Source organism: Janthinobacterium sp. SUN033 (assembly GCF_030397595.1).
In the GTDB taxonomy this organism is placed as follows: Bacteria; Pseudomonadota; Gammaproteobacteria; order Burkholderiales; family Burkholderiaceae_D; genus Janthinobacterium; species Janthinobacterium kumbetense.
In genome coordinates this window covers 233898-258849 of sequence record NZ_JAPQNV010000001.1, presented here as the reverse complement: position 1 = coordinate 258849, position 24952 = coordinate 233898, and the positions used below count along the sequence as shown (strand labels likewise).

General features: G+C 63.9%; 27 protein-coding genes. 8 read left to right on the top strand and 19 right to left on the bottom strand.

What is annotated here, in order from left to right; genetic code table 11:
* Positions 1 to 219 precede the first annotated feature (219 nt).
* Positions 220 to 1203, top strand: coding sequence for a diguanylate cyclase (locus OX460_RS01190; RefSeq protein ID WP_077406388.1), 984 nt, complete (start codon positions 220 to 222; stop codon positions 1201 to 1203).
* 83 nt (positions 1204 to 1286) lie between these two features.
* On the opposite strand, the gene OX460_RS01185 is transcribed toward OX460_RS01190, so the two are convergent.
* Entirely contained in the window at positions 1287 to 1682 is a 396-nt protein-coding gene (locus OX460_RS01185) for a hypothetical protein (protein ID WP_077406391.1), read from the bottom strand.
* 282 nt (positions 1683 to 1964) lie between these two features.
* On the opposite strand from OX460_RS01185, the gene OX460_RS01180 reads away from it, so the two are divergent.
* The gene (locus tag OX460_RS01180) at positions 1965 to 2678 is read left to right on the top strand and encodes an ATP-binding protein (RefSeq protein ID WP_099667356.1); all 714 of its coding nucleotides are present in this window, start codon (positions 1965 to 1967) and stop codon (positions 2676 to 2678) included.
* 27 nt (positions 2679 to 2705) lie between these two features.
* Here OX460_RS01180 and OX460_RS01175 read toward each other — a convergent pair whose 3' ends face one another.
* Positions 2706 to 3305, bottom strand: coding sequence for a hypothetical protein (locus tag OX460_RS01175; RefSeq protein WP_289897349.1), 600 nt, complete (start codon positions 3303 to 3305; stop codon positions 2706 to 2708).
* Between the two features lie 147 nt (positions 3306 to 3452).
* Here OX460_RS01175 and OX460_RS01170 point away from each other — a divergent pair, with 147 nt between their 5' ends.
* Complete coding sequence (locus OX460_RS01170) at positions 3453 to 3968, top strand: DUF6265 family protein (protein WP_289897348.1); 516 nt, start codon at positions 3453 to 3455, stop codon at positions 3966 to 3968.
* Positions 3969 to 4024: 56 nt separating this feature from the next.
* On the opposite strand, the gene OX460_RS01165 is transcribed toward OX460_RS01170, so the two are convergent.
* The 16 genes from OX460_RS01165 to OX460_RS01090 form a co-directional block, all read right to left on the bottom strand.
* Entirely contained in the window at positions 4025 to 5323 is a 1299-nt protein-coding gene (locus tag OX460_RS01165) for an NAD(P)/FAD-dependent oxidoreductase (RefSeq protein ID WP_289897347.1), read from the bottom strand.
* Positions 5324 to 5338: 15 nt separating this feature from the next.
* Positions 5339 to 5866, bottom strand: a complete 528-nt coding sequence (locus tag OX460_RS01160) for a hypothetical protein (protein WP_289897346.1) — start codon at positions 5864 to 5866, stop codon at positions 5339 to 5341.
* 93 nt (positions 5867 to 5959) lie between these two features.
* The gene (locus tag OX460_RS01155) at positions 5960 to 6733 is read right to left on the bottom strand and encodes a transporter (protein WP_289897345.1); all 774 of its coding nucleotides are present in this window, start codon (positions 6731 to 6733) and stop codon (positions 5960 to 5962) included.
* Between the two features lie 78 nt (positions 6734 to 6811).
* Complete coding sequence (locus OX460_RS01150) at positions 6812 to 8467, bottom strand: methyl-accepting chemotaxis protein (protein ID WP_289897344.1); 1656 nt, start codon at positions 8465 to 8467, stop codon at positions 6812 to 6814.
* Positions 8468 to 8663: 196 nt separating this feature from the next.
* A complete protein-coding gene (locus OX460_RS01145) occupies positions 8664 to 10046 on the bottom strand; it encodes a copper oxidase (RefSeq protein WP_289897343.1) in 1383 nt (460 codons plus the stop codon).
* A gap of 2 nt (positions 10047 to 10048) precedes the next feature.
* The gene (locus OX460_RS01140; RefSeq protein WP_289897342.1) at positions 10049 to 11407 is read right to left on the bottom strand and encodes a TolC family protein; all 1359 of its coding nucleotides are present in this window, start codon (positions 11405 to 11407) and stop codon (positions 10049 to 10051) included.
* A gap of 1 nt (position 11408) precedes the next feature.
* A complete protein-coding gene (locus OX460_RS01135) occupies positions 11409 to 11750 on the bottom strand; it encodes a hypothetical protein (protein WP_289897341.1) in 342 nt (113 codons plus the stop codon).
* 127 nt (positions 11751 to 11877) lie between these two features.
* Positions 11878 to 12303, bottom strand: coding sequence for a hypothetical protein (locus OX460_RS01130; RefSeq protein ID WP_289897340.1), 426 nt, complete (start codon positions 12301 to 12303; stop codon positions 11878 to 11880).
* A 45-nt stretch (positions 12304 to 12348) separates the two neighbouring features.
* Positions 12349 to 12882, bottom strand: coding sequence for a hypothetical protein (locus tag OX460_RS01125; protein ID WP_289897339.1), 534 nt, complete (start codon positions 12880 to 12882; stop codon positions 12349 to 12351).
* The gene (locus OX460_RS01120) at positions 12882 to 12974 is read right to left on the bottom strand and encodes a DUF2474 family protein (RefSeq protein ID WP_306558458.1); all 93 of its coding nucleotides are present in this window, start codon (positions 12972 to 12974) and stop codon (positions 12882 to 12884) included. The genes OX460_RS01125 and OX460_RS01120 overlap by 1 nt, the downstream gene beginning before the upstream one ends.
* Positions 12975 to 13018: 44 nt before the next feature.
* Entirely contained in the window at positions 13019 to 14026 is a 1008-nt protein-coding gene (gene cydB, locus OX460_RS01115) for a cytochrome d ubiquinol oxidase subunit II (RefSeq protein ID WP_289897338.1), read from the bottom strand.
* Positions 14016 to 15449: a cytochrome ubiquinol oxidase subunit I gene (locus tag OX460_RS01110; protein WP_099667343.1), complete on the bottom strand. Its 1434-nt coding sequence runs from the start codon at positions 15447 to 15449 to the stop codon at positions 14016 to 14018. Before OX460_RS01110 ends, cydB begins: the two co-directional genes overlap by 11 nt.
* 154 nt (positions 15450 to 15603) lie before the next feature.
* Positions 15604 to 17178, bottom strand: coding sequence for a sensor domain-containing diguanylate cyclase (locus OX460_RS01105; protein WP_289897337.1), 1575 nt, complete (start codon positions 17176 to 17178; stop codon positions 15604 to 15606).
* A gap of 152 nt (positions 17179 to 17330) precedes the next feature.
* Entirely contained in the window at positions 17331 to 17888 is a 558-nt protein-coding gene (locus tag OX460_RS01100) for an NAD(P)H-dependent oxidoreductase (RefSeq protein ID WP_099667341.1), read from the bottom strand.
* Positions 17889 to 17976: 88 nt separating this feature from the next.
* Positions 17977 to 19095 (bottom strand): alanine racemase, encoded by a 1119-nt coding sequence (gene alr / locus OX460_RS01095; RefSeq protein ID WP_289897336.1) that lies wholly within the window; start codon positions 19093 to 19095, stop codon positions 17977 to 17979.
* Between the two features lie 13 nt (positions 19096 to 19108).
* Positions 19109 to 20398 carry a D-amino acid dehydrogenase gene (locus OX460_RS01090; protein WP_099667339.1) on the bottom strand — a complete coding sequence of 430 codons (1290 nt, stop codon included), beginning with the start codon at positions 20396 to 20398 and terminating at the stop codon, positions 19109 to 19111.
* A gap of 106 nt (positions 20399 to 20504) precedes the next feature.
* On the opposite strand from OX460_RS01090, the gene OX460_RS01085 reads away from it, so the two are divergent.
* The 4 genes from OX460_RS01085 (at position 20505) to OX460_RS01070 (ending at position 23171) form a co-directional block, all read left to right on the top strand.
* Positions 20505 to 21005: an Lrp/AsnC ligand binding domain-containing protein gene (locus tag OX460_RS01085; protein WP_070222192.1), complete on the top strand. Its 501-nt coding sequence runs from the start codon at positions 20505 to 20507 to the stop codon at positions 21003 to 21005.
* 147 nt (positions 21006 to 21152) lie between these two features.
* The gene (locus tag OX460_RS01080) at positions 21153 to 21500 is read left to right on the top strand and encodes a hypothetical protein (RefSeq protein WP_099667338.1); all 348 of its coding nucleotides are present in this window, start codon (positions 21153 to 21155) and stop codon (positions 21498 to 21500) included.
* 108 nt (positions 21501 to 21608) lie between these two features.
* Positions 21609 to 22175, top strand: a complete 567-nt coding sequence (locus tag OX460_RS01075) for a carboxymuconolactone decarboxylase family protein (RefSeq protein WP_289897335.1) — start codon at positions 21609 to 21611, stop codon at positions 22173 to 22175.
* A 135-nt stretch (positions 22176 to 22310) separates the two neighbouring features.
* Complete coding sequence (locus tag OX460_RS01070; protein ID WP_289897334.1) at positions 22311 to 23171, top strand: tetratricopeptide repeat protein; 861 nt, start codon at positions 22311 to 22313, stop codon at positions 23169 to 23171.
* Here OX460_RS01070 and OX460_RS01065 read toward each other — a convergent pair.
* Positions 23154 to 24146 carry a helix-turn-helix domain-containing protein gene (locus OX460_RS01065; RefSeq protein WP_289897333.1) on the bottom strand — a complete coding sequence of 331 codons (993 nt, stop codon included), beginning with the start codon at positions 24144 to 24146 and terminating at the stop codon, positions 23154 to 23156. The genes OX460_RS01070 and OX460_RS01065 overlap by 18 nt on opposite strands.
* 112 nt (positions 24147 to 24258) lie before the next feature.
* On the opposite strand from OX460_RS01065, the gene OX460_RS01060 reads away from it, so the two are divergent.
* Positions 24259 to 24903: a cysteine hydrolase family protein gene (locus OX460_RS01060; protein WP_289897332.1), complete on the top strand. Its 645-nt coding sequence runs from the start codon at positions 24259 to 24261 to the stop codon at positions 24901 to 24903.
* The last annotated feature ends 49 nt before the right edge of the window (positions 24904 to 24952 follow it).

The following is a 24952-nucleotide window of genomic DNA, read 5'->3' as shown; positions in this document are numbered from 1 at the left end:
ACAAGCAACTAAGCTGAAGTTTGCTACACTGAAATGCAGAAGCACACCTGCACGGCAGGCTGGAAGCGGCGACCTTGGCCGGGGAGAACGGCAGAAGCGAGTTCATGCGCAGTTGTGCGCCCTATCTTGTTGCAAGGCGCTACTATCTTTTCCACCGCCGTCAGCCCATCATCTGCGGTAGAAGCCAGCGTTGCATAGACCGTATAACCGAGACCTTACATGCCCAGCCAAGATGAGATTTTGAAAGCCAAAATTTTGGTCGTCGACGATTCACCCGACAATGTCGACCTGATGCTGGAAATCCTGCGCGATGCCGGCTATACCAACGTCACGGCCACCATGCGTCCGGCCCAGGTTTGCCCCCTGCACCGGGAGCATTGCTACGACCTGATCTTGCTCGACCTGCAAATGCCGGAACTCAATGGTTTCCAGGTCATGAAAGGCTTGAAAGAAATCGAACATGGCGGCTACCTGCCCGTGCTGGCCCTGACGGCGCAACCGAGTTTCAAGATCGCCGCCCTGGAAGCGGGCGCGCGCGACTTCATCAGCAAGCCCTTCGACCTGATGGAAGTGCACAAGCGCATCCACAACATGCTGGAAGTGCGCCTGCTGTACAAGGAACTGGCGCAATACAGCAAGCAGCAGCAGGAACTGGCGCTGCACGATCCGCTGACGGGCTTGCCGAACCGGCGCCTGCTGGAAGACCGCATCGAGCATACGCTGCAGCAATCGGCCCGCAGCCGCGGCAAGTCGGCCATCCTGTACCTGGACCTGGACGGCTTCAAGGCCATCAACGACAGTTACGGCCACGGCTATGGCGACGAAATCCTGAAAATGGTGGCGGCCCGCCTGGTGGGCGCGTCGCGCAAGGAAGACACGGTGGCGCGCATCGGCGGCGATGAATTCGTCATCGTGCTGGGCAACCTGGCTGGCAAGGGCGACGCGCGCGAACCGGCCGCCAAGCTGATCGAAGTCATTTCCGAGCCGTATTTCATCAACGACCTGACCCTGCGCCTGTCGACCAGCATCGGCATCGCCATCTACCCGGACGACGCCAGCACCGTCGAATCCCTGCTCGGCGCGGCGGACACGGCCCTGTATGAAGCCAAGCGCGCCGGCAAGAACCGCTTTTGCTGCACGCCGCACGAAGTGATCGCGGCGCAGGTCAACATGCAGAAAAGCAGCATTCCATCGATCGCCTGACGGTGACGCGGCGCGGCACGTAAAGGCGCGTAAAAAAACCGGCGAGCCTCGCGGCCAGCCGGTTTTTTCATGTCCTGCAGGCTTTATTTCTTGCCAGCCGTCACTTCATGCTGGCCCGCATGCTGGTGGTCCGTTTGCGCATTGACGGTGTCGGGCGACACTTCGATGCGCGTGATGCCCGCATCGACGGAGATCGGGTCGCTGGCGGGGAAGGTCATTTCCACGGCGTCGTCGAGCAATTCTTCCTTGGCCCGCTCTTCGCCGCTCATGCCCTCTTCATCGGCCAGGATGGCCAGCGCGCTGGCCCATTTGACGAAGTTGAGGTTGGACAATTCGCGCACGGTGGTCACGCCAAACGCCTGCTGCAAGGCCTTGGCGTCTTTTGCGCTGACGCCGCGCAGGGCGCTGATGGGCGCATTGACGATGTCGCGGAAGCTTTTGTCGAGGTATTCCTTGTCGACGATGGTATCGATATTCATGGCATGTCCTTTCGTTTCGGTAAGCGGGCCAGTGCTGCATGGGGGAGGCACGGCCCCACTATGGCAGCGTAGCGCGCCCCGGTATGTGCGCAGCCGTACGTAACGACGGGAACGATGCCCGCTGGCGCAAACGATAATATTGTCTATCACATAAAAATGATGGAAGGAGATTAAAATTGCCGAAAAGACAGAAATTTTTCATCCATGCGCCCCGCGATGAAATCCTCATGTATGATCCACAACTTGAATTTGGTCCTTACCTTTCACCATTCACGGGGCGCTATGTCCGCACAAACAGATCCGAACAAGGAAGCGTCCCAGGCCGATGCGGAACGCGCCGCCGACCTCAGCGAATTGCTCGGCCATGTCAACACCAGCTGGGACAATGAACGGCGCGCCCTGTCGCGCCAGTTGCACGACAGCCTCGGCTCCTCGCTGACGGCGCTCACCATGCACCTGTCGCTGCTGACGCAAAAGATGCCGCAGGAAGCCGCCTTGCTCGACCGCGCGGCGACGATGAAGCAATTGCTGCTGAATGTAATCGAGACCAACCGCCAGATGCAGATGAAGCTGTGGAACGACAAGCTCGAGTTTCTCGGCGTAAATGTCGCGTTGGGTGAGCTGGCCGCGCAATTTGCCGAACAGCACAAGATCACCGTGCGCTGCAGCCTGCCCGAAGATGAATTGATTTGCCCGCGCAACGTGGGCGTGGCCCTGCTGCGTACCCTGGAAGAAGCACTCGGCAACATCGCCGCGCACGCCCACGCCACGCAGGTGGACATCATCATCGACGACAATGACGAGGCGCTGATGATGACGGTCAAGGATAACGGCAGCGGCTTGCCGGCCAACGAGCCCGTCGAAATGAGCAAGCACGGCCTGCGCTCCGTGCGCGAGCGCGTGCATTACCTGGGCGGCACCCTGAGCCTGACGGCCAATCCGCAAGGCGGCACGGCCCTGACCGTCGTCTTGCCGCGCATTACGCCAAAAGAATAATTTCCCGCAGCGGGCGCCCTGCCCGCCTCAACGGGGCAGCGGCATGCCCTCTTCCGGCAACAGCAGTTGCGCCCCCAGCACATCGCGGCGCGCGCCATGCCCGGCCAGGCTGGTGCGATCGCCTTCCAGCACCTGCAAGAAATGTCCAACACGCAACACATCCGTCAATTGCGCCGCCAGGGCGGCATCGGCCGGGGAACCCGCCTGCCGCCATCCCAGCGCCAGCAGGGTTTGCCAAATGTCGGGCAATGCCGTGCGCCAGCCGGCCGAGGCGAGAAAGACGCCGACCGGCTGCTCCAGCGCTGCACTGGCCCGCGCCAGCAAGTCCTCGCGCGCCAGTTCGCCGGGCCAGCCGTCAAGCTCGGCACGCCACAGGGGAAACGTGGCCAGCGGCGCCGGCAACGCGTCCAGACTGCTGATGAAGCGGGACTTGCCATAGCCATCCGTGCGGAAACGCACGACCTGCCGCAGGCTTTCCCCGGCGTCCCCCCTGGCCCTGCAGGCCAGCAGCAGCTGGTAAAAATCGAGCTGCTCCGGGTCCAGGCCCAGGCTTTTCAGGCTGATGTAGCGATCGTCGAACTGGCCCGGCCCGGCGGCGCCGTGCGGCTGCGTGGAAGTATCGTGCATGATTGTCCTTGGCGTGATGGTGGTGACGGTCGGCATCTTTCCCGAGTATAAAGTGTTTGCCGTGTGCAGCCCAGCATCGGCTACACTGGGCAGGCGCGCCGCCGGCGTGCCCCAGCAACCGCTAACATCGCAACGACAGGAGATGGCATGCAACGATTCGCAACGACCTTGCTGGCAGCGCTGCTGGCCATGGGCGCCGCCCAGGCCGCCGACAATACCGTGCCGCCGCCGGAAACCGTGGACAAGCTGGCCTGGCTGGCCGGCTGCTGGAATGTCGACGGCGCCGAACCCGGTTCCGGCGAACAATGGAGCACGGCCGCCGGCGGCACCATCCTCGGCACCAGCCGCACCGTCAAGGGCGGCAAGACGACGGCCTTTGAATTCGTGCAGATCCGCCTCACGGAACCGGGCCAGCTGGCCTACATCGTGCAGCCGTCGGGACAGCCGCCCGTCATCTTCAACCTGCTGCGTCAGGACAAGCCGAATGAATTCATCTTCGCCAACCTGGACAACGACTTTCCGAGCCGCATCATCTACCGCCGCGACAGCGAGCGCATCTTGCATGCCAGCATCGTTGGCACCTTGAAGGGCAAATTCACCACCATCGACTTTCCCATGACGCGGGGCCGTTGCGAAGCGGCGCCTGTCGCGCGCGGCAAATAAAAAGGGGCCGCAAGGCCCCTTGTTTGATCCGGCGCAAACCGTTTACTACAGCGCGATCAGTGCAGCTTGACTTGCGGCGTGCTGCGCTTGATCAGGAAGCGGCCCATGGCCATGACGGCCGTGCGCACGCTGCCCAGCACGGCATTGTGGTGCATCAGGTGCAGGCTCACATACATCATGCGCGCAACAAATCCTTCGACGAACCAGCTCAGGCCCTTCAGCGAACCCATCAGGGTGCCAACCGAGGTGGTGCGGCCGAAGGACACGAGCGAACCGTAGTCCAGGTATTCATACGACTTGGTTTGCGGCGGCTTGCCCTTCGCTTGCAGCAGGAACGTTTTCAGCAGGTAATCGGCTTGCTGGTGGGCAGCCTGGGCGCGCGGCGGCACCAGCTTGCCGTCCGGCCCCATGCAGGCGGCGCAGTCGCCCAGCGCAAAGATATTCGCATGGCCCTGCACGTTGAGCATGCCCGTCACTTCCAGCTGGCCGGCGCGGTTGGTCGGCAAGCCCAGGGTAGACAGGAATTCCGGCGCGCGGATGCCGGCCGCCCACACGCAGATGTCGGCCGCATAGCTGGTGCCGCTGGCCACCGTCACCTTGTCGGCTTCGATGGTGGTGACGCGCGTATCGGTCACCACGGTGATGCCGTGCTGGTGCAGCAATTTCGAGGCGGCGATGGAGACGCGCTCGGGCAGCGGCGCCAGGATGCGCGGCGCCCCTTCGAGCAGGGTGATGCGCACATCCTTGATGGCGTTGAGATTCTGGAAACCATACGCGGCATACACGCCGCTCGCTTCGCGCAATTCGGCCGCCAGTTCCACGCCCGTGGCGCCGCCGCCGATGATGACGATGTCGACGCCGGGATGGCCCGCGTCGCCCTGGCGCTGTTCGGCCATGGCCAGCAGTTTCAGCAGGGTCAGCCGGAAACGTTCGGCGTCTTCCGTGGCATTCAGGGAAATCGTGTTTTCCTGGGCGCCGGGCACGCCGAAGTAATTCGAGGTGCTGCCCACGGCCAGCACCAGCTGGTCGTAGCTGACAGTGCGCTGCGGCAAGAGTTGCTCATCCTTGTCCGTGGCGATGGCGCCCACGGTGAGGCTGTTCGACGCGGCGTCGAGTGCGATCAGGGGGCCATAGACATAGGTGAAACCATTGTCATGCGCCAACATCTGATACGACAGGCCCTCTTGATGAATGTCCAGGGTGCCGGCCGCCACTTCATGCAGCGACGGCTTCCAGATATGGTACAGGCGGCTGTCGACCAGGGTGACCTGGCCGGCGCCGAGCTTGCGGCTGAGTTTGCAGGCCAGCTCCAGGCCGCCTGCACCTCCCCCTACGATAACGATTTTACTATGCAAAGATCCTCCTGCTTGTTAATCCCTGTGCCCGTTGCCATTGCCATTGCCATGACCGTTTCCATGGCCCTTGCCTGGCTTGTCATCATGCTTGTCGCGCTTGCCTTCGTGCTTGTCGCGCTTGCCTTCGTGCTTGTCGCGCTTGTCATCATGCTTGTCATAGTAGCCGCGATCACGGTCATGGTCCCGGTAGTCGGGACGGCCATGGTCGCCATGCTGCTGGCGGTAACGGGGCACATATTGGTTGTTATACCAACTATCTTGGACAAAATATACCTCTTGGTTACAGGCATTATACTTGCGGCAGTGCTTGGACCAGTGTTTCGCATGGCCAGGCGGCACGCGCAAATAGATGGGGGGCGCCGAATAGTATTGCGGGCGCTGCACGATGACGGGCTGGGCATAGATCAATTGCGGCGCGGGATAGTCGCCTATGTCGATGCGTCCGTAAAAGCCCGGCTGGCCGACGGTGACGGAGACGCCCACCTGGGCGACGGCAGCGGTAGCGGCCGACAGCAAGACGGCGGCAAGAATCAGGGTTTTCATGGGGACACTCCTTTTATCAGTTATGCCGCAATTGTAGACCTTGTGCAACCAACTGTTTGTTCGCAAGGACACATAAGGATTGCCGTGGCAATCTCACCACAGCTTGCCCAAAGGCACGACCACGCCGCTGAACAGCGACCAGTCCGGCGATGCCGCCGTCAAGCCGCGCGCCATGCCGATGTCGATGGCCAGCCGCGGCGTGGGACTGTAGGTGGCGGCCAGCAAGAGCTGCGCCGTGGCCGGCGCGCCGCGCAAGCGCGTGCCCGACACTTCCGCCGTGGCGCCCCAGCGCTCGCTGACGGGCGTGGAAAAGGAGGTCGCCCAGCCCGTTTGCACCCTGCCGGTATGCGGGTCGGCTGCGCCCAGGCGCGTGGCGTTCAGGTTGGCGTCCATGTGCACGGCGCCGAGGTCGCGGCTGAAAATGCCGTTCAGCGACACGTCGCTCTTGCCGCTGCCGATGCTGTCCTTGGCCGTGGGCAACTTCCAGCCCAGTTCCAGGCCCAGCGCCGTGGCGCTGTCGAGCAAAAAGGCGCGCTTGAGCACGACCGTCGTGTCGCCCACGCCCGTTTCGCGGCGCCCCGTGTCGTCGCGCGCGCGCACGAAGCCCTCGCCTTCGAGCAACACGCCCCATTCCGGGCTGAACGCCAGTTTGAACGTGTACGGCAGGCTGGCGCGGCGCGTGTCGTCCGTTTTCGACAGCAGGCCGCCCGCCTCGAATTCCAGCTGGCCCGGCACGGGCAGCTGGGCGGGACTGGCCACGGAAGGCCGGTACGGCAGCACGGGATCGCCCTCCTGCGCCTGCGCCAGCGGCGGCAGGGAGAGCAATAACACGGAGAAACACAACAGCGGCAGGGAAGAAGACGGCATGGGAAACCCGGAAGTGGCAAACGCGCAATAACGACAGCCTACCACCGCCGCGCCGATTGCGCCCGGGCCCGCCCCATTTCAGGCCAGGCGCCGCACGCCCTGCCTGGCGGCAGGCACCGGCCGGCGCAGCGGCGTGACATTGCTGGACGCCGGCACGGCCATCTGTTGCGCCTGGGCATGCAGGCGGAACACGCCCACCAGTTCCGTCAGGGTTTGCGCCTGGTCCTGCAGCGATTCGGCGGCGGCGGCCGCCTCTTCCACCAGGGCCGCGTTTTGCTGCGTCACCTGGTCCATCTGCAGCACGGCCTGGTTGACTTGCTCGATGCCGGCGCTTTGCTCGGCGCTGGCGGCCGTGATTTCCTGCATGATGTCGGCCACCTGGCGCACGCTGGTGACCACTTCATCCATCGTCTTGCCCGCGTCATGCACGAGTCTGGAGCCGATTTCCACCTGCTCGACGGAGTCGCCGATCAGAATCTTGATTTCCTTGGCGGCACTGGCCGAGCGTTGCGCCAGGTTGCGCACTTCGGACGCGACGACGGCAAACCCCCGCCCCTCCTCGCCCGCCCTGGCCGCTTCCACGGCCGCGTTCAAGGCCAGGATGTTCGTCTGGAAGGCGATGCTGTCGATGACGCTGATGATGTCGACGATCTTGCGCGACGATGCGTTGATCGATTCCATCGTCTGCACCACCTGCCCCACCACGGCGCCGCCCTTGCCCGCCACGTCGGACGCGGCGCCGGCCAGCGCATTGGCCTGGCGCGCATTGTCCGCATTCTGCCGCACGGCCGACGTCAGCTCTTCCATCGACGACGCCGTTTCTTCCAGCGAACTGGCCTGCTCTTCCGTGCGGGACGACAAGTCGAGGTTACCCTGGGCAATTTCGCCCGAGGCCGTGTTGATGGTGTCCGTGCCCGAGCGCACCTGGCTGACGATGCCCACCAGCTTGTCGCGCATGGTTTTCATGGCAAACAGCAGGCTGGCGCTGTCGTGGCTGGCCGTGCGGATATCGACGGTGAGGTCGCCCTCGGCGATGGCGCCGGCGATCTTGACGGCATACGCCGGTTCGCCACCGAGCTGGCGCGTCAGACCGCGCGTAATCAGCGCCCCCAGCGCCAGGCCGGCCGCCATGCTGCCCAGCACCAGCGCGATCATGAAGCTGCGGCTGGCCTGGTACACGCCGGATGCCTGCTCGGAAGCGGCCTTGGCGCGCTCTTCCTTCTGCTGCGACAGCTTGTCCAGCACGCCGTCGAGTTCATCGGCATGCTGGCGCGTCTTGTTGAGCAGATCGACCAGTTGCGCGCTGCGCTGGGCCAGCGGTTCGGCCGCCGCCAGGGTCAGCGCCTGCTGCATGGTGGCAATATATTCCGCTTCGACGGCGGCGAAGCGCGCAAACAGTTCCTTGGCGGCCGGCGTGACGAACAGCGGTTCCGCCTTGGCCAAATAGCTTTTATTCAAGTCGAGGAATTTGGCGATGTCGGCCTGGCGCGTGGCGCGCTCCTCTGCGGTCGTGGCCAGCAAGAAATTGCTGCGCGCGCGGCCCACCTTGATCAAGGCGATGTTGGCTTCCTTGATGTACGACAAGCCCAACAGTTCATGGTTGTACATCTGCCCCGCCATGGTATCGATCTTGCCCATGTTGAAGATGCCGATGCCGGCCACGATGGCCCCCATCAGCGCGACGCAAAAGAATGCCGCCAGCAAGCGCGTTCCCACCTTCATCCGGTTCAACATGATTTCTCCCATAGACTGGCCGATACTCGATGCAACTGGAGCGTACTGGCTTGAATATAAAGAAAAAACACGGAAAAAAATGCTCGGATTGTCACCAAACAACAATTCCTTGATTTATAGCAACATGCAAAACGGCTTGCCATGCTAGGCAAGCCGTTCGGGCATGGGCTTGGCGCCCCTCCGTTAATGGCCCGCGTTAGTGGCCCGCGTGCGCGCCAGGTTTGCGCACCGTCATCTCGACGCTGCCCTTGGCCGGCAGCTTGCCCGTACCCTGGCCGCGCACGGGTTCCGGCAAGGCGCCCGTCCATTCATACGCCACGCTGCCGGCCGGGTGCTTGTACCAGCCCGGATCGCGGTAGTCGCCGGTTTTTTGATCCTTGCGCACCTTGACCGTGGTAAACATGCCGCCCATGCCGATGGCGCCGAAGGGGCCGTCGCCCGCCATCATCGGCAAGGTATTGTCGGGGATCGGCATCTGCATCTCGCCCATGTCGGCCATGCCCCGTTCGCCCATCACCATGTAGCCGGGCACCAATTGATTGATCTTCGCCGCCACGCCCTGGTGGTCGACGCCGATCATGGTGGGCACGTCGTGCCCCATGGCATTCATCGTGTGGTGCGACTTGTGGCAGTGGAAAGCCCAGTCGCCGAGGTCCGTGGCAGTAAACTCGACGGCGCGCATCTGGCCCACGGCCACGTCCGTCGTCACTTCGGGCCAGCGCGATTCGGGGCGCGTCCAGCCGCCATCCGTGCCCGTCACTTCGAATTCATGGCCATGCATGTGGATCGGGTGGTTCGTCATGGTCAGATTGCCCACGCGCACGCGCACCTTGTCGCCCTGGCGCACGACCATCGGGTCGATGCCGGGGAAGACGCGGCTATTGAAGGTGAACAGATTGAAATCCGTCATGGTCATGATCTTCGGCGTGTAGCTGCCGGGGTCGATGTCGTAGTTGCTCAGCAAGAAGACGAAATCGCGGTCCACCTTCATGAAATTCGGGTCTTTCGGGTGCGTGACCCAGAAACCCATCATGCCCATGGCCATCTGCGTCATTTCATCCGCGTGCGGGTGGTACATGAAGGTGCCGGGCCGCCTGGCGACGAATTCATAGACGAAGGTCTTGCCAGGAGGAATGCCCGGCTGGGTCAGGCCCGTGACGCCATCCATGCCGTTGGGCAAGCGCTGTCCATGCCAGTGCACGCTCGTGTGTTCGGGCAACTTGTTGGTGACGAAAATGCGCACCCGGTCGCCCTCCACCACTTCGATGGTGGGACCGGGCGACTGGCCGTTGTAGCCCCATAGATTGGCCATCATGCCGGGCGCCAGTTCGCGCACGACGGGTTCGGCCACCAGATGGAATTCCTTGACGTTGTTATTCATGCGCCAAGGCAAGGACCAGCCATTCAGGGTGACGACGGGGTTGTACGGCCGTCCGTTCGGCGGCGGTGTCGGCGCCTTCGTCTCCGCGCCAGCCATGCTGACGGCTTCCGGCAACGATGCCGCGCCGACACGGCTCACCGCTGCCGCACTCAGGGCGACCGCGCCCGCATTCATGAAAAAGTTTCTACGTGTAATCATCATTATTCCTTGTTGGCAGGGCCGCTGCCATTGATGGCGCCTTGCAATTCAGTTTGCGCAATCCAGAAATCGCGCTGGGTGTCGATGGCGCCGTTGACGCTGGCAACTTGCTCGCGCGCATCGGCCAGCAGTTCGAAGACGCTGGCCAGCATGCCGTTGTAACGCAGCAATACTTCATGCGAAATCGTCTTGCGCAGCGGCACGACTTCATCGCGGTAGTGGCGCGCCAGATCATAGGCCGTGCGGTAGCTGGAATACGCCTCGCGCACTTCCGAGCGGGCCCGTACGGCCGTGCCAGCCGTGCGCTGCAGCGACTGCTCATACATGGCTTGCGCCTTCGCATTGCGCGCCGAACCCCAGTCGAACAGGGGCAGCTCCAGCGACACTTCGTAGCCGTTTTCACGCGGCGCCTCGCTCGTGCTCTTGTTGGTGTAGCCCACGTCGAGCACGTTGATGAAACCCGTCACCTTGGACAGGCCCAGCGCGCTGGCCGTCGCATGCGCGTCGAGTTTACTCATCTGCACGTCGAGGCGCTGCTCCATGGCTTGCGCCTCGATATTGCCCGCCTCGGCTGGCTTGGCCGGCAAATCGGGCAAGCGCGACGGCAAGGTGAACGTCGTCTGCTTGCCCCACAGGCCCAGCAAGCGCGTCAGATGCTCGCGCGTGGCCGTGGCCTGGTGGCGCGCGCGGGCCAGGTCGCCGACGGCGTCCGCGTAAAACACTTGCTGGCGTGCCTGGTCGAGGCGGCTCCAGTTGCCCGCCTGCTGCAAGCGCGTGGCCAGTTCGGCGCCCGCCTCGGCCGACAGCAGCGCCCGCTGCATGAACTGTTCCGTCTGCACGGCGGCCACCGCGTTGAAGTAGGCGCGGCGCGTATCCGACGCCAGTTGCACGGCGCTGCCGGCCGCTTGCAGCTTGGCTTGCTCGAAACGGCCCCGTTCGATGTTCACGCGCATCGGCATGGTCAGCAAGCCGGCCAGGTCGAAGCTGACGCCGCGGTCGATTTCATTGCCGTGACTGCCATGCGAACGACCGAACGACAGGCCGGGATTGCGCAAGCGCCCCGCCTGCACCAGGTCCGCCTCGGACGCGCCCAGTTCGGCCAGCGCCACTTTCATGCCGTGGTTGTTCATCAGGGCGATGCGCACGGCGCTGTCCGCGTCCAGGGGCTGGGCCAGCAAGGTCGCCAGTTTTTCCTCGCCGCCCTTGTCGGCCAGCGCGTCGGGCGCGCCCGTGCGGGCGTCGGCCAGCGCGGACACGGCCTGCATGCCGCCATCGGCGCTGAAGCTGGCGCAGCCGCTGAGCAGCAGGACGGCCGCCAGCGCCAGCGGCGTGAGGCAAGTTGATTTGGTGAAACGTGGCATGTCAGTGTCCTTCGTGCTGATGTTGCGGGGCGGGCTGGGCATCGGGCCTGGGGCTGGGCTTATCCGTCGGCATCGTGTGGCCCTTCATGGCATGGCCTTCCATCTTGTGGCCGTCCATCTTCATCATGCCCATGTGGCCGCCGGCCTTGCCGACCTTGTCGTTGACGGCGCGCCAGGCCTGATCGGGCGTGGCCTCGTCCTCGGCGGCGGGACGGTAGCCGGCGAAGGCGGAGCGGTAAGTGGTGGCCGGCACGGAGGCTTGCGCCTCTTGCGGGGCGGGCTGTGACTGCGCTGCGGCGGCCAGCGGCAGCACAGCCAGCGCAAAGCTGAACAGGTATTTCATGGTATTCCTTGAAGAACAGGGTATGGCGCGGCGGGCGCGCGACTGGAACGCTGGCGCGGCCGGAGCACGGTGCACGATACAAGCTGCAGGGACGTGCGACGGCGGCACCGCCAGGTTCAACGGGCGGTCAGGCGGAGCGCGTGCTTCTCGGGGGACGTTCGGGACCGGACGGGATATGCCCGGCGAACAGGGAATCGGGCGCCAGCGCCGGGGGCGGCGCGCGCAGGGTCAGGGCATGCAGGGGCGGCATGCCGGGCGGCGCCGCAGCGCCCACGGTGCAGGCGCCATGGTTGCTGCAATCGTGGCCATGGCGCATGGCGCCGCCATCGTCCATGGCCATTTTCATCGGCTGGTCCGCCATCCGCATGTCGGCCATGTCGGCCATACTGTGGCACTGGGGCGTAGACATTGCCTCGACGGCGACCGTGACCACCGCCGCCAGCTCGTCCACGCAGCAGCTGCGCATGGCCGACGCAAAGCCCTGCATGGGCAGCGTGACGGCCAGCAGCCAGAGCAGCGAGTGGGCGAGAAAGCGGGAAAAGGCACGGTTCATGGTGCCACTATAAACCTTCCCACATGAGGAAGGTCAAGTCCCTATTCACGCTCGCCGGCCATGCGTCAGCCAGATCACGTACACGCCGTAGTAGCCCTGCCCTTCGAAGATGACCTGGCCATCGGCAAACGACACGGTCTGCACTTGATTCACGGTGAAGTACGCGCGGGCGTCCGCCGCCTCGACATCGCCCCAGTAGCGCGCGTGCAGGGGCCGGTAGCCGCTGGCGCGCCCGATCGCATCCATCACGTCTCCGATCATGAAGTCGAGCAGCATCCCGGCCAGCAGCGGCCGGTGGCCCGCCAGCATGGCCGTGATGTCGGGATAGCCAGCATGCATCAGCTCGGGCAAGTCGCTTTCCTCGTACAGCAAATCGTCTTCGCGGCAAGTCTGGAGAAAACCGTTGAACGGCTCGTCGAGCAGGCCGGCCAGCGCCGTTTCCGGCACGCTCAGGCGAAATGGATGCAGCGGCAGCGCGCTGTGCTGGCCGTAATTGAGTCCGCGGCAGCCGAGGAAGGCCAGCGGATGGCGCCGGCCGCCGACCTCGCAGCGGATGCCGGATGCTTGCCCGTCCGCCATCAGCTGCCCATCCCCGCTGCCCGCATCAGCAGGCGCATCGCCCAGGCCGCCAAGCCCAGGGTCGCCACGCTGGCCAGCCAGAGGCCGGCCATCCAGGCCAGTCGTTTCCACCATGTCTGTTGTCCTTGTCCTTGCATCAGTGATAGCCATCTTCCGGCAGGACTTTGCCACGAAACACATAATATGACCACACCGTATACATCAGGATCACGGGAATGATGAACAGTGCGCCCACCAGCGTAAAGCCCTGGCTTTGCGGCGGCGACGACGCTTCCCAGATCGAGACCGATGGCGGGATGATGTGCGGCCACACGCTGATGCCCAGGCCCGTATAGCCGAGAAAGACGAGCGCCAGCGTGCACAGGAACGGCGCCGCCTGCCGCCCCTGCCGCAGGGAGCGCAGCAGCAGCCAGCCCGCGCCCAGCACCAGCAGCGGCACGGGCAGGAAGCAGAACAATTGCGGCAGCGCAAACCAGCGCGCGGCGATGGCCGGATCGACCAGCGGCGTCCAGACGCTGATGACGGCGATCACGCCCAGCAGCAGCCAGACGAGCACGCGCGTCAGACGCACGGCGCGCGCCTGCAGGCGGCCCTGCGTCTTCATGATCAGCCAGGTGCTGCCCAGCAAGGCATACGCCGCCACCAGCCCGGCGCCCGTGAACAGGGAAAACGGCGTGAGCCAGTCCAGCGCGCCGCCCGCATAGCTGCGGTTGACCACCGGCATGCCCTGGATGTAGGCGCCCAGGGTCACGCCCTGGAAGAAGGCGGCCGCCACAGAGCCGGCGATGAAGGCCTTGTCCCACACGTGGCGCTCGTGCTCGCGCGCCTTGAAGCGGAATTCGAAGGCCACGCCGCGGAAGATCAGGCCCATCAGCATGAAGCTGAGCGGCAGATAGCAGGCGCTGAGCACGACGGAATACGCGAGCGGAAAGGCCGCCAGCATGCCGGCGCCGCCCAGCACCAGCCAGGTTTCATTGCCATCCCAGACGGGCGCCACCGTATTCATCATCACGTCGCGCTCGCTCTTGTCCTGGAAAAACGGATACAGGATGCCGATGCCCAGGTCGAAGCCATCCATCACCACGTACATCATGATGCTGAACAGGATAATAATGGCCCACAGTAGAGGTAGATCAATGCCCATGCGAATGTCCTCCTTGCGCTTGCTCTTCCAGATGCGCGGCCGACATCGGCCGTGCAGGCGTGCGTTCCTGGCCGGGGCCGCCATGCTCGACGCTCTCCCCTTCGTGCGGCTGCGGCCCCACCCGGATCAGGCGCAGCAGGTAGCCGATGCCCGTGCCGAACACGGCAAAATAGATGACAATGAACAACAGCAAGGTGATGCCCAGCTGCGTGGCGCCGTGGGCCGAGACGGCATCCTCCGTGCGCAGCAAGCCGTACACGGTCCACGGCTGGCGGCCGATTTCCGTCGTGTACCAGCCGGCCAGCATGGCCACCAGTCCGCTCGGTCCCATCCACAGGGCGCAGCGCAGGAACAGGCGCGAGCGCCACAAGGTATTGCGCCAGCGCAACCATGCGCTCCAGATGCCCAGCGCGATCATCAGCATGCCCAGCCCCGCCATCAGGCGAAACGACCAGAATACGACGGCGGAAGGGGGCCGGTCGCGCGGCGCAAATTCCTTCAGGGCGGGAATCGTGCCATTCCAGTCGTGCGCGAGGATCAGGCCGCCCAAGCGGGGGATTTCCACCTTGTACAGGGTTTCTTCGCGCGCCATGTCGGGCCAGCCGAACAGGATCAGCGGCGTGCCTTCGTTGCCCGTATTCTCCCAGTGGCCTTCCATGGCGGCCAGCTTGGCCGGCTGGTGCTCGAGGGTATTCAAGCCGTGCACGTCGCCGATGACGGCCTGGATGGGCGCGACGACCAGCAGCATGGACAAGCCCATGGTCATCATCTTGCGGATGGCCGCGTTGTCGTTGCCACGCAGCAAATGCCAGGCGGCCGACGCCACCACCAGCAAGGCCGTGGCGAGGAAGGCGGCCACGCTCATGTGCAGCAGCCGGTACGGGAACGAGGGATTGAAGATGACGGCCAGCCAGTCCACGGGCACGACGCGCCCGTCGATGATTTCATGGCCTTGCGGCGTCTGCATCCAGCTGTTCGAGGCGATGATCCACGTGGCGGAAATCAGGGTGCCCAGCGCCACCATGGCCGTGGCGAACATGTGCAGGCCGGGTCCCACGCGGTGCCAGCCGAACAGCATCACGCCGAGGAAACCCGCTTCCAGGAAAAAGGCCGTCAGCACTTCATAGGCCAGCAGCGGCCCCGTGATGCTGCCCGCGTAATCGGAAAAGAAACTCCAGTTGGTGCCGAACTGGTAAGCCATGACGAGGCCAGAAACGACGCCCATGCCGAAATTGACGGCGAAAATCTTCGACCAGAAATGGTACAGGTCGCGGTACACGCCATCCTGCGTGCGCAGCCACGCCGCTTCCAGCACCGTCAGGTAACTGGCCAGGCCGATCGTGATTGCAGGAAAAATGATGTGGAACGAGATGGTGAAGCCGAACTGGACGCGCGCCAGTTCCAGTGCCGTAAGCCCTAACATGTGTTGCCTTCCCGACGTGTGACGTCTGTTTTACCCAGGCCTCCACTCTAGGCTTTCCGGGTAAAACATAACAGACTCAGAAACGGGAGAAAACATAGGATCAGTTTGATGTTTTCCGAATGACAAGATCAAACCGGCCCAACGGAAAACCGCCTCAGGCGGGTTCCGTGATGCCCACGCAATTGCGGCCGTTTTCCTTGGCCACGTACAGGGCTGCATCGGCGGCGCGCAGCACGGCGTCCGTGTTGCCCGCTTCCTGTTCCGACGACACGACGCCCAGCGATATCGTGACCAGGCCCGCGCCGGGAATCACGGCGGCGGCCACCTTGGCGCGCAAGCGCTCGGCCACCTGCATGGCCACGTCGAGGTCGGCATCGGGCAGCAGCATGATGAATTCATCGCCGCCATTGCGGCACAGCACGTCGGCATCACGCGAACAGGCGCGCATCAGCTGCGCCAGTCGCAGGATGACTTCGTCGCCCACGGCATGGCCCCAGCGGTCGTTGACTTGCTTGAAATGGTCGATGTCGATGGCGATGACGGAAAACGGCCGCGCCTGCGCCTGCCACCCTTCCAGCGCCGCCGCCATGCCGCGCCGGTTCGACAGGCCCGTCAACGGGTCCGTCTGCACATCGGTCTTCAACTTGCCGATCTTGTTCTGCAACAATGCCAAGCCCTTCAGCAAGGCTTTCTTGATTTGCGCCGCTTCCACGTACCACGAGCGGATGGCGGCGATGTGCTCGGCCGTGCCGGGCGCATCCATGTTCCGCGCGCCTTCGGCCAGCTGCACCAGGGGGCGCGAAATCAGGCTGGCCAGCCACCAGATGAATGGCAGGCTCAGCAAGGCGATGGGCAGCGAGTGCCATACCGTATTGGCCATCAGCTGGTTCAGCGGGGCCAGGGTCATGGCCGTCGGGCGCTGCGCCACGATGCCCCAGCCCGTCGACGGCATGATGGCATAGCCGGCCAGCATGTCCACGCCCAGGCTGTTGTTCATGCGCCGGTTGCCGCCGCCCTGCTGGGCGATGATGGCGTCGATGACGTCATTGCTGCCGGCCACGTCGCCCAGGCGGTCGGGGTCCGGGTGGTACAGCAGGCGCCGGTTCTGGTCGACCACGTACAGGTAGGAACCGTCGCGGTAGTAATGCTGGCCCAGCATGGTGTACAGGATGTTTTTCTGTTTCAGGTAAATGCTGCCGCCCACGTAGCCCAGGTAGCGGCCATCCTTGCCCAGGATGGGATGCGAGATGAACACGACCAGATTGCCGACCGACGACACGTACGGCTGCGTCACCAGCGGGCGCCGCTCGCGCAGCGCCTGGATGGCGCCGGCCGAATCGAGCGTGCGGTTTTTCAGGGCCAGGGTTTCCGGCGACACGCCCAGCACCTTGCCCTGGGCATCGACGATGAGCACGGAATTGAAACTGTTCGTTTGCAGGCGCAGGCGTTGCGCCTCGTCCGTCAGCCATTGCTCGTCGCCCATGCGCGAGGGCAGGCTGCCGGCGCTGTAGGCCAGTTGCTGGCGCGCCGATTGCAGGAAGTCCTCGGCCGTGCTGGCCAGCTTGCTGGCGTAGGCGTGGTTCGCTTCCAGGGTGGTATCGATCAGCAGCTGGCGCTGCACGCTGTAGCTGGCGTAGAAGGTATTGGCCAGGGACACCAGGGCGCTGGTAAAGGCCACGAGCACGATCAAGCGGCGCAAATTCATGCGCAGAACAGGTTTGGTCCACATGGGGTCGACAAGAAATGGGATGGTCGGGAAAGTATTGCGCTAAAGAAAGGGCGCATTATACCGAGACACCCGTGCCAATATTGAAATCTTGGCATCAATGGTCAAAGAATGTGTACAAGCGGCAACGCCGAGCGTTGCCGCCTTGACATGCATCAAGCGTGGATGGCGTGTTTGCGGACCCAGTCCACGTAGCGCTGCATCCAGCCCTGGAAGAAACCGAGGCTGGCCGGACCGATGCCGCCATGCTCGTCGAACAAGCCTTCCTTGGCCTGGATAAACATTTCTGGCTGCCCCAGCAGCGGCACGTCCAGGTAGGCGAGCACATTGCGCAAATGCTGCTGCGCCAGGGCCGTGCCCGTGGCGCCGACGGAAACGCCGAGCACGGCGCCCGGCTTGCCGCCCCACACGCTCTGGCCGTACGGACGCGAGCCCTGGTCGAGGGCGTTTTTCAGCACGCCGGGAATCGAGCGGTTGTATTCGGGGGTAAGAAACAGCAAGGCTTGCGATGCAGAAATTTCCGATTTCAGGCGCAGCACTTGCTCGGACTGCGCACCGTCGTCATCCTGGTCGTACAGCGGCAAGTCGCCGATCTCGATGTGCTTGAAGGAAAACTCGGGCGGCGCCAGCTTGATGATGGCGTCGGCCAGCTTGCGGTTGAAGGAATCCTTGCGCAGGCTGCCGACGATGATAGCAACGTTATATTGACTCATATATATCCCCGATGATGGTGAAAAAATAGCCCTGGAGTGAACTTCACTGCAGGACTATCTTGCCACACAATCATGGGGTTTGCGCTGTTTAGCGTGCGGCTTGCGCGAGGCCTTGATACTCGCGGTAATAGCGCCCGCCCAGGTTGGTCAGCACCTCGTAGCCGATGGTATTGGCCATGGCCGCCACGGCGTCGACCGGGTGTTCGGCGCAGATCAGGTCAACCAGGCTGCCCGGTGCGACGCGGTCGCCGGCGATGGCGCTCACGTCCAGCGTGATGGAATCCATCGAGATGGCGCCGATCTGCGGCACTTTCACGCCGTCGACGATGGCCAGGCCCTGGTTGCTCATGCTGCGCAGCCAGCCATCGGCGTAGCCGACGGACACCGTCGCCACCTGGCGCGGCTCGCTGGCCGTGTAGCGGCGGCTGTAGCCCACGTGGTCGCCGGCGGCAATCGTGCGCGTCTGCAAGACCTTGCCTTGCAGGCGCACGACCGAGCGCAGGGGGTTCGGTTCGCCGCCCTGCGGTCCGATGCCGTACAGGGCCGCGCCCGGGCGCACCAGGTCGAAGTGATAATCGGGCGACAAAAAGATGCCCGATGAATTGGCCAGGCTGGCGCGGTACTGCGGCAAACGGGCGCGGATGGCGATGAAACGGGCCAGCTGCTCGCCATTCATGGGGTTGCTCCGCTCGTCGGCGCACGCCAGGTGGCTCATCAGGTAACGCACCTTGATGCCGTCAAGAAAGTGCGGGTCCAGCAGCCAGGCGTCGATTTCCTGCGGCGACAAGCCCATGCGCGACATGCCCGTATCGACTTGCACGATGGCGTCCAGGGTGCTGCCCAGCGCTTTTGCATGCGCGCGCCAGCCCGCCACCTGCGGCTCGCTGTTGAGCACCGGCGTCAAGCCATGGGCCGTGAATTCGCCTTCCGTGCCGACGGGCGGGCCGTGCAGCACGAAGATGGACGCGTCCGGCGCCACGTGCGGGCGCAGGCTGATGCCCTCTTCCAGGTGGGCCACGAAGAAATGGCGGCAACCTTCTTCATACAGGGCCGCGCCCACTTGCGCGGCGCCCAGGCCATACGCGTCGGATTTGACGACAGCCGAACAGGCGGCCGGGTGCGCCTTGTCGCGCAGCAAGCGGTAGTTGGCGCGCACGGCACCGAGGTCCACCGTCAGGATGGCGCCGCTACGTTCCTTGGGAGGCATGCTGGCCCCCATCTCAAGCCACCGCGTGCTGCAGTTTGCCATTGCCCTGCGCGCCGCTGTAGCGGCTGACGGACAGGTCGTCGGCCAGGATGGCCGGCTTTTTCGACGACATCAGGTCGGCCAGCAATTGCGCGGAACCGCAGGACATGGTCCAGCCCAGGGTGCCGTGGCCCGTATTCAGGAACAGATTGCGCAGCGGCGTGCGGCCGACGATCGGCGTGCCGTCCGGCGTCATCGGACGCAAGCCCGTCCAGAAGGTAGCCTCAGCCGTGTTGCCGCCGCCGGGGAATAGGTCGTTGACGACCATTTCCAGGGTTTCGCGGCGGCGCGGGTTCAGGTTCAGGTTATAGCCGGCGATTTCCGCCATGCCGCCCACGCGGATGCGGTCGTCGAAACGCGTGACGGCGATCTTGTAGGTTTCATCGAGGATGGTCGACACGGGCGCCTTGGCCGCGTTGACGATAGGCACGGTGATCGAATAGCCCTTCAATGGATACACGGGAATGTCCAGCAGCGGCTTCATGAAGCCCGTCGAGTAGGAGCCGAGCGCCACGACGTAGGAATCGGCCTTGACGATTTCCGCGCCGCATTGCACGCCAGCAATTTCGTCGCCCTGTGTCAGCAATGCATCGATGGACACGCCATAACGGAACTTCACGCCCAGCGCCTCGGCCATCTCGGACAGGCGCGTGGTAAACAGCTGGCAATCGCCCGTTTCATCGTTAGGCAGGCGCAAGCCGCCGAACAGTTTATCCTTGACCGCTTCCAGGGCCGGCTCGGCGCGCGACAGTTCGTTGCGCTGCAGCACTTCGTACGGCACGCCCGCGTCTTTCAATACTTCGATATCCTTGGCGGCGTCGTTGTATTGTTTTTCGGTGCGGAACAATTGCATCGTGCCTTGCTGGCGGCCTTCATACGTGATGCCGGCCTCGGCGCGCAGCACCTTGAAGCAGTCGCGGCTGTATTCGGCCAGGCGCACCATGCGCTCCTTGTTCACGGCATACGCTTCCGGTGTGCAATTACGCAACATCTGCCACATCCATTTCAGCTGGGCGGCGCTGCCGTCGAGCGAGATGGCCAGGGGCGCGTGGCGCTGCATCATCCACTTCACGGCCTTCAGGGGAATGCCGGGCGCAGCCCATGGCGAAGCGTAGCCGGGCGAGATTTGCCCCGCATTCGCGAAGCTGGTTTCCAGTGCCGGGCCCGGCTGGCGGTCGATGACGGTCACCTCATGTCCTGCCTTGGCCAGATAGTAAGCACTGGTGACGCCGATGACGCCGCTACCCAGAATCACAATACGCATAGTTTCCTCATTATATTTTTTTAGGCTGACGCCAGATTAACCGCTATCATATTGGGAAAGAGCCAGTATTTGTTCACGTATAAATCGAGATATTCAGCAATAAATCATGAGAATCCTTAAAGAATCGGCACGTGGCCTCGACAAGCTGGATCGCCACATCCTGCGCATCCTGCAACAGGATGGCCGCATCTCGATGAAAGACCTGGGCGAACAGGTGGGATTGTCCATCACGCCCTGCATCGAGCGGGTCAAGCGCATGGAGCGCGACGGCGTCATCACGGGCTACCACGCCAAGGTGAACCCGGCCGCGCTGGGCGCCAAGCTGCTCGTCTTTGTAGAGATTACGCTGAATCAAAAATCCGCGTCCGCCTTCGAGCAATTCCGCCGCGAAGTGCTGCAGATTCCCGAAGTGCAGGAATGCCACCTGGTGTCGGGCGACTTCGATTACCTGATCAAGGCGCGCATCCATGAAATGGCCGAGTACCGCAAGCTGCTGGGCGACATGCTGCTGCAGTTGCCGGGCGCCGCGCAATCGAAGAGCTATGTGGTGATGGAAGAAATCAAGGAAACCCTGGCGCTGTCGACCGACGTGCTGCAAAATCGCTGAAGGTACCGCCTGCCGGTACCGACAGCATCAAATTTTGCACCTTTGTATAATCTTGTAGCACATTCGCGGCGACACAAGCACACTCCCTCCTGACATCACGCCCGTCCCCTCTGAGATTGGAAGCAGTGATGCACACTGGGAGTCCATATGAACACATTGATAAAACTGGCAGCTTCCTGCCTCGCGGGCCTGGCCGTGGCCATGTGCACCGCCAGTGAATACAAGGTCAACCGTGCGCCGGACAATGGCGCCATCTATCAAAACATCAAGGTCGGCAAGACCACCCGCCTCGACCTCGACGCGGCCCTGGGCAACGCCACCGTCGTCAGCTTCGATCCCGGCTATGAAGTCTGGGTCTACAAGAACCAGCTGAAAACACCCAGCGTGACGCGACTGATCCCCCTGCTGGGCGAAAAAGGCACGCGCGAAGTGGCCGTCATGTTCGACCAGGCCGGCATCGTCAAGAAATTCCGCATCCACGAACCGCGCAGGTAGGCGCAGGCCGCGCACGTGTGCGACAGCGTAAGGCAGCCGCCAGCCAGATGGCTATACTGGCTGCTGGCTCCCGCCGCCCACCGCCCACCTACCCTGCAAGGAGTTTCCATGCGCCTGCCCCTGATCGCTCCGAAAGACCTGACACAAGAACAACAGCCGCTGTACGACGATATGCGCAAAGGCATCACCAGCAATTTCAACGATTTCATCGCCGTACGCGAAGATGGCGCCCTGATGGGGCCGTGGAATCCGTGGCTGCACGAACCGGCCATCGGCAAGGCGATCTGGAACCTGACCCTGGCCATGACGGCCAACGCCACGCTGCCCGACAAGGTGCGCCAGATTGCCATCCTGGTGGTTGGCGCGCGCTACAACGCCGCCTATGAAATCTACGCCCACATCGCCGTCGCGGAACGCGAAGGCATGCCTGCCGAGCGCCTCGCCACGCTGGTAGCGGACGTCAAGCCGCTCGACCTGGACAAGCAGGAAAGCGTGGCCTACGACCTGGCCTACGCGCTCAGCCGTGGCGGCACGCTGCCTGAACCGCTGTACCGGCTGGCGCTGGCCACCTTCGGCCAGCATGGCATCAACGAGCTGATCTACCTCGTGGGCCTGTACGCACTGGTATCGACCACCTTGAACGGCTTCAACGTGCCGGTGCCGGAACGCGACTGAAGGGCCTGGCCCTGCACTGCTCATGCCGCTTCGGCGCGGCGGTCCGCCTGGCCTGGCGTGCCTCCGCGCGGTTCGACGGTGCGCGCCCGCCGCGCCCTCTTGTTTTACACTGGCGTTTTATTCTCCGGTGCCTCCATGCAACTACCCGCAAGCCTCGCCCACATTTCGGCGGAACAAGACTGGCAACACACGACAGCGTATCCACCGCTCGGCTTCACCCCGTTTTCCGAAGGCGCGCTGGGCAATGGCGACACGTTCGGCCTGTACTGGCCCATCGGCCGTGAAGCGTCCGAACCCATCGTCGTCGAAACGTGGCATGACGAGTGGCGCCTCCAGCCGCACTTTTCCAGCCTGGCGGCATTTTTGCAAGCCCTCGCGGCAGCGGAAGACGAGTATGTCGCCGCGCCATCGCTGGACGACGACCCCGCTTCGCCGCGCGCGGCCTTCCTGGCGGCCAAGGAGCATATCGCCCAGCGCAACCCGGACGCGGCCATCGCGCTGCTGGAAGCGGCGCTGGCCCTCCTGCCCGAATATACGGACGCGCTGGTGCTGCTGCACGGCCAGTATGTGCGCGCAGGAAGAATCGATGAGGCCGTCAAGGTGGCGATCCAGGCCATCATTTCGCCCCCCTCGTTCGGCGGCCCGCCCTTGAAAGCCTTGCAATGGCTGCGCACGCAGCCTGTGCCGCAGAATGAACGAGACCCCATCTGGCGCGCCTGCGGGCAGCTGTCGTTCAACTTCGGCGGCAGCAAGGACAATGCCGATTATCCCGTGCTGCTGGCCGCCATCGATACCTACCTGGCGCAGGGCAAGCATGTTTGCGCCGCGACCCTGATGCAAACCTATGCCGAACTGATGAGCGCGGAAACCGTCTCCTTCCAGGAACGCCATGCCTTCGAGCCGGCCGCCTTCATCGCGCGGCAAATCGCCGTCAGCGTAATGCTGCCCCAGGGCAGCCGGGACCCGGCGCTGCTCTGGTCAAGCGAGCTGGCCTAGCTGCTGGCGGAACAGCTTGCGGTACGCCGAGGGCGACGTCTGCAGGTTCGCGCGAAAATGCTGGCGCAGGGACAGGGCCGTGCCGAAGCCGGCCTCCTGCGCCACGACGTCGATCGACGCCCCGCTCTTTTCCAGCAAGCCTTGCGCATGCGCAAGACGCTGGTTCAGCAGCCACTGCTTGAACGACGTTCCCGTCGCCTGGCGGAAATGGCGCGTGAAGTTGCGCCGGCTCATGGCGGCCCGTTCGGCCAGCGCATCGATGCTGTGGGGTATGCCCAGATTGGCCGTCACGCAAGCCAGCACCTCGGCGAAGCGCCCTTCGCTGCCGGACACGGGCAGCGGGCGCTCGATGAATTGCGCCTGCCCGCCCTGGCGGTGCGGCGCCACCAGCAGCCGGCGCGCCACCCGGTTGGCCACCTCGGCGCCCGCCAGCTGGCGCAGCAGATACAGGCAGCAATCGAGGCCGGCCGCCACGCCGGCCGACGTCAGCACGCCGCCGTCGTCCACGTACAGCACTTCCCGGTCCACCCTGACCCTGGGATAGCGGGCCGCCAGCCGCTGCGCCATGCCCCAGTGCGTGGCCGCGCTCTTGCCATCCAACAAGCCCGCCTGCGCCAGGGGAAATGCGCCCAGGCACAGGCCCACCATGCGCGCCCCGCGCCGGCTGGCTGCCTGCAGCGCAGCGACCAGCGGTGCCGCCGCAGCGCGGCAATCGTCGTGCCAGGCCGGCATGATCACGATATCGGCATCTTCCAACCCTTCCAGGCCGAACTCGGGCGTGATGCCGAAGCCGGCCGCCGTGCGCAGGGGTGCGGGATCGGCGGCGCACACGCGCACGTGAAAGGGCGGCAGATCGGCCTCGTCCGTCTGGGCGCCAAACACGAGGCAAGGCACGGACAGGTGGAAGGGCGTCATGCCGTCGAAGGCGATCACGGCCACGCTCAAGGGGGAGGAAGGTGCAGGAATGGTAGGCATGGCCCGATTTTATCGCACATGGGCCTTCGGGCCACTTTTTATTTGCGGCGCGCGGCTTGAAAATGGCGCTATCGAGAAAGTCCATCCTCTTTCAACCGTTCCAGGAGAAACCATGTCCACCTACGCTTCCACCGCCCCACGCCGCGCCCTGCTCGTCATCGATGTGCAAAATGAATACTTCACGGGCGACCTGCCGATCGAATATCCGTCCGTCGATATTTCCCTGCCGAACATCGTCACCGCCATGACTGCCGCCCGCGCCGCTGGCGTGCCCGTCATCGTCGTCCAGCACGATGCGCCGGAAGCTTCCCCCATCTTTGCCAAGGGCAGCGACGGCTGGCAACTGCATCCGCAAGTGGCCGCCTTCACCGCCGACCACCGCATCAACAAGGTCATGGGCAGCGCCTTTGCGGGCACGGACTTGCAGGCCTGGCTGGGCAGCCACGGCATCGACACCCTGACGGTGGTGGGCTACATGACGCACAATTGCGATGCCGCCACGATCTTCCACGCCGCGCACGACGGCTTGCAGGTCGAATTCCTGCAGGACGCCACCGGCACCCTGCCCTACGCCAATGCGGGCGGCACGGCCAGCGCCGAGGAAATCCACCGCGTCTTCAGCGCCGTATTCCACTCGAATTTCGCCGCCGTCACCAGCACGCAGGACTGGCTCGCTGCCGTGCGCGAGGGCAAGCCGCTGGAAAAGGACAATATCTACCTGTCGAACCAGCGCGCGCGCAAGGCGCAGGCGAACTGACGCCGGCGGGAATGGACGGGTATCATGCGTCCATTCCTTACTTGATGAT